Source organism: Rhodococcus sp. JCM 9793 (genome assembly GCF_055380405.1).
On the sequence record NZ_AP043721.1, the window covers coordinates 5,365,960 to 5,379,088 of the forward strand.

The following is a 13,129-nucleotide window of genomic DNA, read 5'->3' on the forward strand; positions in this document are numbered from 1 at the left end:
CACGCAAGCAGTACGCACTGTGGTCGGCACCCGGACACGTCATCTCACATCCGAGGAGCCCGCAGCATGTCTGCAGTGCGATTCACCCGTCGAACACTCACGTTCGCAGCCCCCGTCGCAGCCGCTGTTCTGTTCGCCGGTGTCGCCACAGCTGCTCCGACGCAACCGCTGGGTACTGCGATCACCATCGGCTGCCTCAATCAAGGCAGTCTCGCGTCGCTGACATCGGTAGCCGCACACCCCGGTCCCGACGAGGAACACGGGATCGCTGCGGGCCATGTGCAGTTCACCACAACGCAGGCATTGTGGCCGGTACCGGCCGCCGGTCAGGTGACCGTCGCATGGCTCAACCGGGGCAACGGGCGCACCGGCATCGTCGATCTCACCGGGGATTACCCGAATCTGTCTGCGACGGTCGACACCGGACCGGGCGAGGTGCTGACCACCGTGTTCGGGTCGGTGAGCCTCGCCAGCGGTCCGCTGTGCAATTCGACGCCTGCCACCGGCGGGATCACCGTCGGCTGAGCACCTTCCACGGCACGATCATCGGCACGCGGGCCCGGTAGGAGCGATATCGCTCGCCGAACGTCGAGATGAGGTCGTGCTCTTCGAACCTGATCGCGACCAGAACGTACGCGGTGGTCACCGCCGCGAAGAGCAGATGCCCGACAGACATGGTGGGCGCGACCCAGAATGCGATGAGGAAACCCAGATAGAGCGGGTGCCGCACCGATCGGTACAGCAGCGGTATCCGAAAGGTGCTCGTGGCGGTCGGTTTTCCGAGCTGGTGACGGACGACCTGCCTCAATCCGAACAGGTCGAAATGGTCGATGGCGAACGTCGACACGAGCACGAGACCGAACCCGGCGAGCGACAGCGCGTAGAGCACGATCCGCAGTGGAGTGCTCTCGACGTCCCAGATCAGGTGTGGGAGTGGACGCCACTGCCACATCACCAGTGCCAGCGTTGCCGAGGCGAGCAGGACGTAAGTGGAACGCTCCACCGGTTCGGGCACGATCCGGGCCCAGCGTTTCTTGAACCAGGGTCTGGCCATCACCGAGTGCTGCACCGCGAACAACGAGAGCAGCGCCAGGTCGATCACGATGGCGATTCCGGCCGGGGCACGCGGCCCCTCGTCGATGTTCCGGGGTACCACCAGTCGTTCGACCCATCCGATCGCGTACAGGAACACCGCAAGGAAAATGAGATAGGCACACACTCCGTATCCGGTGGCGAGCAGGCGGGAAGCCGCGGTGCGGGTGCGAGGACCCGGGTTGGTTGTCGATGTCATGCGCCCAGTGTCGAGACGGCGACCGCCGCCCAGTAGATCCCCTGAGGTGGAGAAACGCCCACCCTTCGGCGCTCGGTCACCGCGGTGCGTACATGATCACCGCGACGCCGACGAGACACACCAGTGCCCCCGCGATGTCCCAGCGATCGGGGCGGAAGCCGTCCATCACGACACCCCACAGGAGCGAACCCGCGACGAAGACTCCCCCGTATGCCGCGAGGATGCGGCCGAAGTTGGCGTCGGGTTGCAGCGTCGCCACGAATCCGTACGCCCCGAGCGCAAGCACACCCAGGCCCATCCAGATCCACCCTCGATGCTCGCGCACGCCCTGCCAGATCAACCACGCCCCGCCGATTTCGAACAACGCGGCCACGCCGAACAGGACGAGGGATTTCAGGACGCTCATGGTCGAACAGGCTACGGATCGGACCGGCCGACCTCGACGGGCCCGAGCATGCCGCACGCTGCAGGTCTCCGCGGCGTCACAATTCGTCGATGGAGACGACACCGTCTTGGAGAGCGCGCACCAGCAGCGATGTCTTGGTGGTGGCGGGACGCCCCACTCGCATGTACTTGTCGCGGATACGGGCGATGTGGGTGCTCACCGTGGCCGCTGTGACGAACAGACGAGCCGCGGCCTCCGACTTGGATTCACACAGGAGCCACTCCCTGAGTATCTCGGTTTCACGGGCCGAGAGCTGAGGAGAGGAGTAGGTGCGGGAGGGCGCGAGCACACTCGTCATGTCGGGATTCCTTCTTCGATCGATATGACGACCGGCGGCTCCCCGACAAAGCCGATTTAGTCCGGTCTGAGAAGAACATACGATTTTGCGCCGACAACCACCAACCGAATGAGTGTCTGCCAGACAAACGCCTTGGCCGCGTCGCCCAGCGGACGCGGTGCAGAGATGGTCGTCGGTCCACCCTGTGCGGGCCGGGCCGGCTTCATTCCCGGTGCACGTCGTGTGGGTCCAGATCGCCGCGCAGGCCGCGCCAGCTCGGGTGCCGAAGTCGGCCGCCTTCGGTCCACGAACCGAACCGCACCTCCCCCACCAGCTCGGGTTCCACCCATACGGCGTCACGCTGGTCGACGATCGGCAGCTCACCCGCGAACGGGCTCGTGTCCCGCCGTCGTGCCCGCAGTGACGATGTCAGCGCCGCGAGAGTTCGGTCGTCGAATCCCGTGCCGACTCTTCCCGTATAGACGAGCCCGCTGTCGCCCGGGATACCGACCAGTAACGATCCGAACGACCCCGCACGGTTCCCCTGTCCCGGTCGATATCCACCGATGACCACCGACTGCGTGAGCCAGTTCTTCGCCTTGATCCACGCTGCACCCCGTTTGCCGGGCAGATACACCGAGTCGCGACGCTTCGCGACCACGCCCTCCCACCCGCGCTCCAGGCTTGCGGAGAGTGCGTCGGCGCCGTCCCCGGCCAACCGGTCGGGCACTATCAGCCTCTCCGTCGCCGCAGCGAGAGCCTCCAGCACACGACGGCGATCGTCGTAGGTCTTGCGGATCAGCGACACACCGTCCAGATAGAGGAGGTCGAACACCCGGTACTCCGGGATCGCCCCGCGCTGCAACCGCTCGAAGCTCGTGACGCCCTCCGCGTCCACGGCGACGATTTCCCCGTCCAGGACGGCATCGTGACCGTCGAGCACATGCGCCAGCTCACCGAGCGCGGGAAATTCTCCGGTCACGTCCCGCCCCGAGCGGGCACGCACCCGGACCTCACCGTCGTGTACCTCGACGACCGCGCGGTATCCGTCCCACTTGCCTTCGAATGCCCATGTCGAGCCGTCGAGCTTCTCGACGTCGCCCACGGTCGCGAGCATCGGACGCAGATCGGTCGGAAACTCCTCCGACCGTCCCGACCCGGACTGTTGCTTCATCCGATGGGCGAGCCACTGGTCCTTCTCTGTGCGGATCAGTGCGTATCGACCCATGATTCGTTCACCGTGCAACCGCACGATCACCTCGTCGTCACGCCACTTCTCGGTGTCGTAGGTGCCGGTGTCCCACACCGTCATCGTCCCGGCACCGTATTCACCGGACGGAATGGTGCCGTGGAAATCGAGATACTCGAGTGGGTGGTCCTCGGTCCGGACGGCGAGGTGGTTGCGGCCGGTGTCCTCCGGCAGATTCTTCGGCACCGCCCACGACGCAAGCACACCGTCACGCTCGAGTCGCAGGTCGTAATGCAGGCGCCTGGCGTGGTGTTCCTGGATGACGAACCGATCGTCGTGGCCGGTCGCGGCGACACGGGACGGGACCGGCTCCGGGGTACGCGCAGCGTTGCGCTTACGCCGGTAGTCGGTGAGCGGGTCGTCGGCGGGATCTCCGGACTGCGTGTCGCCGAGCGGGGGGTCCAGGCCCGCGAGCAGATCACCGTGGTCGGCGACCCGTTCGAGCACTTCGTCGAACGTGAGTTGCCGCAGCTTCGGGTCGTCGAGTTCGTCCCAGCTGCGCGGCGCTGCCACCCACGGTTCGTCGCGGCCACGCAGCGAATACGGAGCGACCGTCGTCTTGGCCGCATTGTTCTGACTCCAGTCGACGAACACCTTCCCGCCGCGCACCGCCTTCGCCATGGTCGCGGTGACGAGATCGGGGTGCAGCGTCGCAAGATTCGTGGCGACCTGTCGCGCGACGGTCGACGCACCGTCGGAGCCGAGCTGCCGATCCAACGGCACGTAGAGGTGGAGACCTTTGCTGCCACTCGTGACGGGATAGGTCTCCCACCCGAGTTCGGCGACCATGTCGCGCACGTACCGCGCGACCTCCGCACACTGCGCGAGCCCCGCCCCCGGCCCGGGGTCGAGGTCGAACACGAGGCGTGTCGCGGGACCGGGCGCGGATCCGTCGAACCGCCACTGCGGCACGTGCAGTTCGAGCGAGGCCTGCTGCCCGAGCCATGCCAGACCCGCCACCGAGTCGAACACCGGGTAGGTGACAGACCGTTGCTTGTGGTGCACCGTACGACGATCGAGCCACGACGGCGCATGCGGCGCGAGGTTCTTCTCGAAGAAGGCCGGTTCGTCGACACCGTTGGGCCAGCGCTTACGGGTACCGGGACGGCCCACGACGTGCGGCAGCATGACCTCGGCGACGGCGACGTAGTAGTCGATCACCTCACCTTTGACGGTGCCCGTGCGGGGATAGAGCACCTTGTCGAGGTTCGTCAATGTGATGCGACGGTCCCCGATCGTGCGGGTCGGCATCGTCTCATTGTGCCAACGCGACCCGGTTCACGTGGGCTGTGGAGCCGGTTCAGCCGTAGAGTTCCGCAAACTTGCGCAGCGAGGCGTCGAGGTCGCCCTGCAGGGCGCGGGCGACACCCGACCCGATCGGCCCGAACAGCGGCGCTCCCCCGAGTTCGATCTTCATCGTCAACCGCGAGCCCGACCCCGCGCCGGACACAGCGAGCCGCAGCTTGAACTTGGTGCCGCCCTTGCCGGTCCCGCGGAGCACGACGTGGTGCGGCGCGTCGAGCTCGTCGACCGTCCACTCCACCCGGTTGCGCATTCCCTTGACCGACACCACGGACTGCAGCACCACCCCGGCTTCGAGCGTGTCGGGGAGCTCGCCGCGCCAGCCGTCGTGGATGCTCAGCCAGTCGCCGAACGCTTCCAGGTCGGAAGCCTTCTCCCACGCAGTCTGCGGGTCGAGCGGAAGGTCGGTCGCGACTTCGAGTTTCGCCATGATTGCAGCGTAGAGGAGGCGGGTGCCCGCACCGGGAACGGCCGAACGTCACCTTCTGTCAGTTGAACTGACCGAAGGTGACGTTCGGCTTACGGGCGCGGTCGTGAAGTCAGTGCGACACGGCCTTCTCTACACCGACACCGGTGAGCGAGCGGACCTCCATCTCCGCCTGTTTGAACGAATCCTCCGGCTTGTTGCGGCCGAGGTAGGTACCGAGGATGCCGAGGGCGAATGCGAGCGGGATGGACACGATGCCCGGGTTGGACAGCGGGAACCACGAGAAGTCGGCATTCGGGAACATCGACGACGGGCTGCCGGACACTGCCGGGGAGAACACGATCAGCAGGAGGCAGCTGATGAGACCGCCGTAGATGCTGAACAGCGCGCCGGTGGTGTTGAACTTCTTCCAGAACAGCGAGTACAGCAGCGTCGGCAGGTTCGCCGAGGCGGCGACAGCGAAGGCCAGCGCGACCAGGAAGGCGATGTTCTGCCCCATGGCGAGGATGCCGAGAACGATGGACACCAGGCCGATCACGACAACGGTGATACGTGAGACCCGCACCTGCTCGTCCTCGGTGGCCTTACCGTGCTTGAGCACGCTCGCGTAGATGTCGTGTGCGAACGATGCCGACGCCGTGATCGCCAGACCTGCGACGACCGCGAGGATCGTGGCGAACGCGACCGCGGAGATCACCGCGAGGAAGATCGTGCCGCCCAGTTCGAATGCGAGGAGCGGCGCGGCTGCGTTCTCCTTACCCGGCGCATTGAGTATGACGTCGGGCCCCACCATCTTCGCGGCGCCGTAGCCGAGCACCAGGGTGAAGAGGTAGAAGGCACCGATGAGCGAGATCGCCCACGTGACCGAGCGTCGTGCTTCCTTGGCGGTCGGAACGGTGTAGAAGCGCATCAGCACGTGCGGCAGACCTGCGGTGCCCAGCACCAGTGCGATACCCAGCGAGATGAAATCGATCCGGGTCATGCCGCTGATGCCGTACTTCGCGCCGGGTGCGAGGATGTCGCGGCCGGCGACCGCTTCGTCCGTAGAGTTCGATGCCATTGCCTGGGCGTCGGCGAGAAGCTGCGAGAAGTTGCCGCGCACTGCGAACAGCACGAGCACGAACATGATGCCGGCGCCCGCGATCAGCAGCACCGCCTTGACCATCTGCACGTAGGTGGTGCCCTTCATGCCGCCGATGAGGACGTACACGATCATGAGCACACCGACGACGGCGACGACGATCGCCTGTCCGGCCTTGTCCTGGATGTCGAGCAGCAACGCGACGAGACCGCCGGCACCGGCCATCTGGGCGAGCAGGTAGAACAGTGACACCGCGAGCGTCGACAGCGCCGCGGCCATCCGCACGGGCCGCTGTTTGAGCCGGAAGCTCAGGACATCCGCCATCGTGAATCGTCCGGTGTTGCGGAGGAGTTCGGCGACGAGCAGCAATGCGACGAGCCATGCGACGAGGAAGCCGATGGAGTACAGGAAGCCGTCGTAGCCGTAGACGGCGATGGCACCGGCGATACCGAGGAACGACGCGGCCGACAGGTAGTCACCTGCGATGGCGAAACCGTTCTGGGGGCCGGAGAACTGGCCGCCACCGGTGTAGAAGTCCGACGCCTTCTTGGTGGTGCGACTGGCCTTGATGACCAAGCCCATCGTGATGACGACGAACGCCACGAAGATGGCGATGTTGAGCAGCGGGTTACCGACATCGGTATGACCCTGCGCAAGTACGTTCACTGCTGCGGTCCTTCCAGCTCTTCGCGGATCGCTGCCGAGCGCGGATCCAGTTCACGCCCGGCGAACTTCACGTACACGGCCGTGATGATGAACGTGGTGACGAACTGCCCGAGCCCGAGGATCAGGCCGAGGTTGATGTTGCCGATCACCTTGGTCGCCATGAAGTCCGCCGCGTAGGTGGCGAGCAGAACGTACAGGGCGTACCAGGCCAGGAAGAACACCGTGACCGGAAACACGAACCGGCGCAGACGGGTACGCAGTTCCTGGAACTCCGGACTCGCCTGCATGTCGACGAAGTCCTGTGGAGTCGGTTCTCGCCGCTCCGGTACGTCACTCTCGCTGAGTGGTGCTGTGGTCACTGCCGACTCCTTGGTCGTCCGTGTGAGGTGTAGTGCACACACACGCTAGTGAGACCGCCATCACACAGATAGGGGTGCGTACCGGTTGCACGCCGAGCTGTCGTCGCGTGCGCCGAACGGTCGTCTCATTGCGACGAACGGCGCTCATCGAATGCACCCAGCTCCCGATCGCGGCCCATTCCGAGTCGCTCGGGAACGTGCATCCTGGAGAACGTACGCCCGACGTCGGCGGGCACCTTCTGTCTCGTCGCCAGGCTCACGGTGATCATGACGAGGAAGGCGAGCGGCACGCTCACCGCTCCCGGGTAGGCGGAGAGCACGGCCGGCCATCCTCCGGCGGCCGCCGAATCGAATCGGACCAGTACCGCGAGCAGCGCCGCACCCCCCGCGACCGCCCCACCCACGACCATGCCGGCGGCGGCGCCGATCGCGGTCAGCCCGCGCCACCAGATTCCCAGTACGAGCAGCGGGCACAGTGTCGACGCGGCAATCGCGAACACCTGCCCCACCGACCTGGACAGATCCAGCGAGGTCACCGACACGGCCAGCAGTAGTGGAACGGCGCCGGCGAGGACCGCCGCCACCCGGAAGTCGCGGACCCTGCCCCGCAGTACGTCGGTGGACAGCACCCCCGCGACACTCACCAACAGCCCCGACGATGTCGACAGGAACGCGGCGATCGCACCCGATGCGACGAGCGCCGCGAGAAGTTGCCCGCCCCACCCCGACAGCACCGAGTTGGGTAGCAGTAACACCGCGGCGTCGGATCGGCCCGTGATGAGCAACTGCGGCACATACAAGCGCGCGAATACTCCGAGGACGGTGGGAAACAGATAGAACAACCCGAGGAGGCCGATCACGGCGAACGACGTCATGCGTGCGGCCCGGCCGTCCGTGTTGGTGTAGAAGCGCACGAGGACGTGGGGCAGGCCCATCGTTCCGAGGAACGTGGCGATCATGAGCGAATACACCTGGAACAGGTGGTGTTCGCCGCCGGCGCCGATCCCCGCGCCGGGCGAGGCCCACGCGTCGTTGTCGGAGGGCGCCCCTGCCACCACCGGCACCGGCGAACCGGCATCGAGGACCAGTTCGGTGCCTGCGCCGAGTTCGTGTTCACCGGGTGCGAGGACGATCCGGCCGGCCACGGGCCGGGAGTCCACCTCGCCGGTCACCGTCACCGGGATCGGCTCTGCGACCTGCACGACGACATCGACGGTGATGTCGACGGTGGTGGTCTCGGTGACGGTCGGGGGTACCGGTTCGTCGACGCCGCGACTGTCGCCCACGAAGTAGATCGTCAGGACCAGCGCGGGAAGCGCCACCGCGGAAAGTTTGAGCCAGTACTGGAAGGCCTGCACGAACGTGATCGACCGCATGCCGCCGCCCACCACATTGGCGATCACGATGACGCCGACGATTACCGCCCCGACCCAGCTGGGAAGGCCGAGCAGAATGTTGAGCGTCAGGCCCGCGCCCTGGAACTGCGGTACCAGATACAACACACAGATGATCGCCACGACGATCATCGACAGCGACCGCACCCAGGGTTCGCCGAGACGGAATTCGGCGAAATCCGGCACGGTGTAGGCGCCCGAACGTCGCAGTGGTGCGGCGACGAACAACAGCAGGCCGAGGTACCCGGCGGTGAAACCCACCGGATACCACAGGGCGTCGGCACCGTACTTCGCGACGAGACCCGCGACACCGAGGAACGACGCGGCAGAGAGGTACTCACCCGAGATCGCGGCGGCATTCCAGCGTGGCCCGACGCTGCGGGAGGCAACGAGAAAATCCGAGGTGGTGCGCGAGATCCGCACTCCGTAGATCCCGATTGCGACCGTCGCGACCGCAGCGGCGACGATGCCGACCACGGTGAGGACGGGAACGGAGGTGTTCATGAAGTCTCAGTCGTCGGTCAGATCGGTGAAGTCCTGCTCGTTACGTTCGGCCAGGCGCACATACAGCCATGCGAAACCGATGAGCAGCGGGTACGCGGCAAATCCCAGGAGAATCCACGGCAGCCGCACGGTCCACAGCGCGACGTCGGCCAGCGCGGGGAACAGAGCGAGCACCACCGGGATCGCAGCCAGCAGACACACCGGGACCACCCCGATCCGCAACGCGAGCCCGAGTTGCGCACGCACCAGCCCCCGGACCATCGCGTCGCCCACCTCGGTCTGTTGCTGCACCTCCACCCGGGTCCGCACCATGCGCGCGCCGCGCCTTTTCGCGAGCACGACGCGTTCGCGGTGGGGTCCCCCGGCCGCGGGCCCCGTCACCGCGACGTCCACGTCTGCATCGGCCCTCGGATCAGCCGGTCCTTGAGCTCACGCGTGTGGCGACGGCTGACCGGAAGTTCGACCGGAGACTGGTCGCCGACAGGCTTCATGCACACCACGAGACCGGTCCCGGCGCTGCGGACGCCCGTCACCAGATTCAGTGCCACGAGGTACGAACGGTGAACACGGAGGAATCCCACATCCGCCCAGCGGCTCTCGAGGGACGAGATCGGAATGCGTACGAGGTGCGATCCGGTGTCGGTGTGCAGCCGTGCGTAGTCTCCGTCGGCCTCCACCCAGCGCACCGACGACCGCGACACGAGAGTGGTCACGCCACCGAGTTCGACGGGGATCACCTCGTCCCGGGTGTCCGCGTCGGAACTGTCGTGTCCTGCCGGTCGGCGGCGTTCGACGATCCGGCGCACCGCCTCGGCGAGACGCGCTTCTCGCAGAGGTTTGAGCACGTAGTCCACCGCACCCAGGTCGAATGCCGACACCGCCCGGTCGTCGTGTGCGGTCACGAACACCACCGCCGGTGGTGCCGCGAAGTTCCGCAGGATCCCGGCCAGTTCGAGCCCGTCGAGTCCCGGCATGTTGATGTCGAGGAACACCGCGTCGATGCCCCCGTCGCGTAGCAGCCGAAGCGCGGTGGTTGCGTCGCCCGCGGTGTGGACCTGTCCGATCTCGGGACGGGCACGCAGCAGGTACGCCAGCTCGTCGAGTGCGGGCGGTTCGTCGTCGACGGCGAGCACATTCAGGTTCTCGGTGATCTCTTTCACAGCGAACTCATCGTGCCACGAACGAATCTGCTCACGGCCGGATACCCGCCCGGAACTTCGGGACACGCATGCTCACCTTGGTACCGGCACCGGGCCCGGTGTCGACGACGAGGCCGTAGTCGTTGCCGAAGGCGGCGCGCAGCCGGTCGTCGACATTGGCGAGCCCGACGTGCGCGGACTCCTTGACTCCGCTGCCCGGCACCGAGTCGGCGGTGGAGTCGAGCATCCCCGACCGCAACAGTTCCGGGTCCATGCCCACACCGTCGTCCTCCACGCTGATGACGCAGTCGGTGCCCTCGTCGGCAGCCACGATCGTAATGGTGCCGGTGCGGGTGGGCGTACCCGCGATGCCGTGCCGCACGGCGTTCTCCACCAGCGGTTGCAGTGCGAGGAACGGCAACGCGACGTTGAGCACCTCGGGCGCGACCTGCAGCCGAATCTCGAGTGCGTTGCCGAATCGGGCCCGTTCCAGCGTCAGGTAGCGGTCGATGTTGCGTAGTTCATCGGCGAGCAACGTGTACTCCCCGGTGGCACGGAACGAGTAGCGGGTGAAGTCCGCGAAGTCGAGCAGCAGTTCCCGGGCCCTGTCGGGATCGGTGCGCACGAACGAGGCAACCGTGTTGAGTGCGTTGTAGATGAAATGGGGACTGATCTGCGCCCGAAGAGCCCGCACCTCGGCGCGGTCGAGACGCGCCCGGGACGCATCGAGTTCGGCGAGTTCGAGCTGGCTGCACGCGTATCGGGCCACTTCGGTGAGGGCCCCGAGCAGCGCCGGCCCCGGGTCGGTGGTGGTGACGACACCGAGCACACCCGCGACGCCGACTTCGTCGACGACCAGCGGCTGCGCGACCACGGCCCGCGCGGCGAAATCGTCGGGTCCGCGCGCGAGGGAGCCGTGTCCGACGAGGACCCGCCGTTCACCGTCGATGGCACGGGTCGCGGCATCCCGGACCTGATCGGACAGCGATTCGAACGGGCCGTCCCAGGCGAGCAGGTCGCCGTCCGCATCGAACAGGGCGACGGCCTGCGCTTCCGCGAGGAGCATCCGCAGGTGCGGGGCCGCTTCCTGCGCGGAGGTGGCGTCCAGACCGCTGCGCAGCGGCCGCGCCGCGAGCGACGCGGTGTGCAGTGTCGTGTGCACGGCACGCTCTGCGGGTGTCGTGACGACTCGGCGGGTTCGCGCCCACACCGCGGCGATCCCCGCGGCAACGCTCAGTGTCACGACAGCGACGACGAGGAAGACGGTTCCGGTCACGGCCCTACGCTACGACGCGAGGAGCGTCGATCAGTCGCGACCGCGCCGGTCTATCCGTTCCTCTGCCGCAGCTTCCTCGATGTCGAGGCTCTCGAGTTCGGCACGCAGCGTCTCGTCGTCGAGTGCGCCGTCATCGCGTGCTGCGATGAGTGCGGTGCGTTGGGCGCGCAGCACGGAACGGCGGAACCGGTCGAACAGCACACCCGCATCCGGACCCGGTTCGGCATCGACTTCCGATTCGGCCTGTTCGACATCGACACGCGCTCGGATCGAGCGTTCGACGCGGTCGAGGATCCGCCGCACCGCGTCGGCGTCGGGTCCGTCGGGTAGCTCCACGGACAGTGCCTGCAGTCGGCTTCTCGCCGCATCCGAACTGATCGACCGAGCCAGCGCACGCTGTTCTTCGGCGCGTAGTCGCTCGTAGGGGTCGGTGACGTCGAGACGCCTGATCAACGCGGGCATGGTCGAACCCTGGATGAGCAGGGTGCCGACGGCGACGACAATCGCGGTGAGGTGGATGATCTCGCGGCCGGGGAACGGCGCACCGGACTCGAGCACGAACGGGATTCCGCCTGCGGCGGCAAGGGTCACCACACCTCGCATCCCTGCCCAGGACACCACGATGTGTTCTCGAAAGCTCAGCTGGTCGCGGCCGATCCTGCTCAGCCCGGCCGTGCGGGCGGCTCGTCGCCGACCCCAGTTCAGCAGGCCCCAGACCGGGCGGACGAGCATGACCACGACCAGCACCGCGAACGCGTACAACAGGATCGTGACGACGTCGTAGCCGTTGTCGGTCACTTCATCGAGGACGAACTTCAGCTGCAGACCCATGTAGGCGAACACGAACATCTCGAGCAGGATGTCGAGACTTTCCCAGACGTACCGTTCCTGCAGCCTGGTCGTCACCGACAGATCGGTCGCGCGATGCCCCATATACAGGCCTGCCGCGACGACCGCGAGTACTCCGGACGCGTGGATCTCCTCGGCCACGAGATACGCGGTGAACGGAATGACCAGGCCCAATACGGTTTCGAGCGACGGATGATCCATGTGGGCACGCACCCAGTGCACGATCACCGCGAGGACGAGCCCGGCCGCGACACCACCGACGACCTCGTAGCCGAAGAACACCACTGGCGAGTCGACGAGGACCTGGGTCCCCACCACCGCGGAGACAGCGACCGTGAACAACGTCAGGGCGGTGGCATCGTTGACCAGGCCTTCGCCGGTGAGGATGGCGATGACGCGCTTCGGCAACCCGAGTCTCCGGCCGACCGCGACCGCGCTGACAGCGTCGGTGGGCGCAACGACAGCACCGAGCACCAGTGCCGCACCGAAAGTCAGCTCCGGAACGAGCCATTCCGCGAAGAATGCCACGGCGAAAGCAGTGGCCAGGACGGTCCCGATACCGAGCCGGAGGATATGCGACAGGTTGCGTTTGAAGGTGGGGACCGAGAATCGCAGCGCGGCCGAATACAGCAGCGGCGGCAGGACGACTCCGAGGAGGACGTGTGGCTCGAGTTCCAGCTGCGGTAGGCCCGGGATGAACGACGCGAGCGCCCCGATCACGACCAGTACCAGTGGCGCCTGCAGGTTCCCGCGGTTCGCCAATCCGGTCACGGCGATCGCCGCGACGACCACCAGGAGAATCCAGGTTCCGCTCACCTGGTCGATTGTGCTTCAGGAAGGCTGTGGCGTGGGCCCGAAGCATGGTGCCCC

The 13,129-nt window shown here is 66.6% G+C and carries 13 protein-coding genes; 1 reads left to right on the plus strand and 12 read right to left on the minus strand.

The annotated features are described in order from the left end of the window. Positions 1–66: 66 nt before the first annotated feature. On the plus strand, positions 67–525 hold the full coding sequence (locus ACZ46K_RS26900) for a hypothetical protein (protein WP_054810360.1): 459 nt from the start codon (positions 67–69) through the stop codon (positions 523–525). Here the strand turns inward: ACZ46K_RS26900 and mddA are convergent. From mddA to ACZ46K_RS26960, 12 genes are all read right to left on the minus strand, one after another. After that, entirely contained in the window at positions 512–1,291 is a 780-nt protein-coding gene (mddA, locus tag ACZ46K_RS26905) for a methanethiol S-methyltransferase (protein WP_464745757.1), read from the minus strand. The two genes, ACZ46K_RS26900 and mddA, sit on opposite strands and share 14 nt — an antisense overlap. Positions 1,292–1,367: 76 nt before the next feature. After that, entirely contained in the window at positions 1,368–1,697 is a 330-nt protein-coding gene (locus ACZ46K_RS26910) for a YnfA family protein (RefSeq protein WP_054806935.1), read from the minus strand. Positions 1,698–1,773: 76 nt separating this feature from the next. Next, positions 1,774–2,034, minus strand: a complete 261-nt coding sequence (locus ACZ46K_RS26915) for a LuxR C-terminal-related transcriptional regulator (protein WP_054720073.1) — start codon at positions 2,032–2,034, stop codon at positions 1,774–1,776. A gap of 202 nt (positions 2,035–2,236) precedes the next feature. Then, positions 2,237–4,513, minus strand: coding sequence for an ATP-dependent DNA ligase (locus ACZ46K_RS26920; RefSeq protein WP_054810361.1), 2,277 nt, complete (start codon positions 4,511–4,513; stop codon positions 2,237–2,239). A gap of 49 nt (positions 4,514–4,562) precedes the next feature. Further along, on the minus strand, positions 4,563–4,994 hold the full coding sequence (locus tag ACZ46K_RS26925) for a type II toxin-antitoxin system Rv0910 family toxin (RefSeq protein ID WP_464745759.1): 432 nt from the start codon (positions 4,992–4,994) through the stop codon (positions 4,563–4,565). Between the two features lie 109 nt (positions 4,995–5,103). After that, positions 5,104–6,738, minus strand: a complete 1,635-nt coding sequence (locus ACZ46K_RS26930; protein ID WP_464745761.1) for a solute symporter family protein — start codon at positions 6,736–6,738, stop codon at positions 5,104–5,106. Next, positions 6,735–7,097, minus strand: a complete 363-nt coding sequence (locus tag ACZ46K_RS26935) for a DUF485 domain-containing protein (protein WP_054806936.1) — start codon at positions 7,095–7,097, stop codon at positions 6,735–6,737. Before ACZ46K_RS26935 ends, ACZ46K_RS26930 begins: the two co-directional genes overlap by 4 nt. 125 nt (positions 7,098–7,222) lie before the next feature. Further along, positions 7,223–8,995: a sodium/solute symporter gene (locus ACZ46K_RS26940; RefSeq protein ID WP_464745763.1), complete on the minus strand. Its 1,773-nt coding sequence runs from the start codon at positions 8,993–8,995 to the stop codon at positions 7,223–7,225. A gap of 6 nt (positions 8,996–9,001) precedes the next feature. Further along, positions 9,002–9,307, minus strand: a complete 306-nt coding sequence (locus ACZ46K_RS26945) for a hypothetical protein (protein ID WP_464749482.1) — start codon at positions 9,305–9,307, stop codon at positions 9,002–9,004. Between the two features lie 65 nt (positions 9,308–9,372). Then, positions 9,373–10,155 (minus strand): LytR/AlgR family response regulator transcription factor, encoded by a 783-nt coding sequence (locus ACZ46K_RS26950; RefSeq protein ID WP_054807827.1) that lies wholly within the window; start codon positions 10,153–10,155, stop codon positions 9,373–9,375. A gap of 31 nt (positions 10,156–10,186) precedes the next feature. After that, positions 10,187–11,410, minus strand: coding sequence for a sensor histidine kinase (locus ACZ46K_RS26955; RefSeq protein ID WP_464745765.1), 1,224 nt, complete (start codon positions 11,408–11,410; stop codon positions 10,187–10,189). A 30-nt stretch (positions 11,411–11,440) separates the two neighbouring features. After that, entirely contained in the window at positions 11,441–13,075 is a 1,635-nt protein-coding gene (locus ACZ46K_RS26960; protein WP_464745767.1) for a Na+/H+ antiporter, read from the minus strand. Positions 13,076–13,129: the final 54 nt, after the last annotated feature.

What these genes read in the sequence shown, in the direction of transcription:
- ACZ46K_RS26900 (WP_054810360.1), top strand. Translation starts at nt 67, where the DNA reads ATGTCTGCAGTGCGATTCACCCGTCGAACACTCACGTTCGCAGCCCCC.
- mddA (WP_464745757.1), bottom strand. Translation starts at nt 1,291, where the DNA reads ATGACATCGACAACCAACCCGGGTCCTCGCACCCGCACCGCGGCTTCC.
- ACZ46K_RS26910 (WP_054806935.1), bottom strand. Translation starts at nt 1,697, where the DNA reads ATGAGCGTCCTGAAATCCCTCGTCCTGTTCGGCGTGGCCGCGTTGTTC.
- ACZ46K_RS26915 (WP_054720073.1), bottom strand. Translation starts at nt 2,034, where the DNA reads ATGACGAGTGTGCTCGCGCCCTCCCGCACCTACTCCTCTCCTCAGCTC.
- ACZ46K_RS26920 (WP_054810361.1), bottom strand. Translation starts at nt 4,513, where the DNA reads ATGCCGACCCGCACGATCGGGGACCGTCGCATCACATTGACGAACCTC.
- ACZ46K_RS26925 (WP_464745759.1), bottom strand. Translation starts at nt 4,994, where the DNA reads ATGGCGAAACTCGAAGTCGCGACCGACCTTCCGCTCGACCCGCAGACT.
- ACZ46K_RS26940 (WP_464745763.1), bottom strand. Translation starts at nt 8,995, where the DNA reads ATGAACACCTCCGTTCCCGTCCTCACCGTGGTCGGCATCGTCGCCGCT.
- ACZ46K_RS26945 (WP_464749482.1), bottom strand. Translation starts at nt 9,307, where the DNA reads ATGGTGCGGACCCGGGTGGAGGTGCAGCAACAGACCGAGGTGGGCGAC.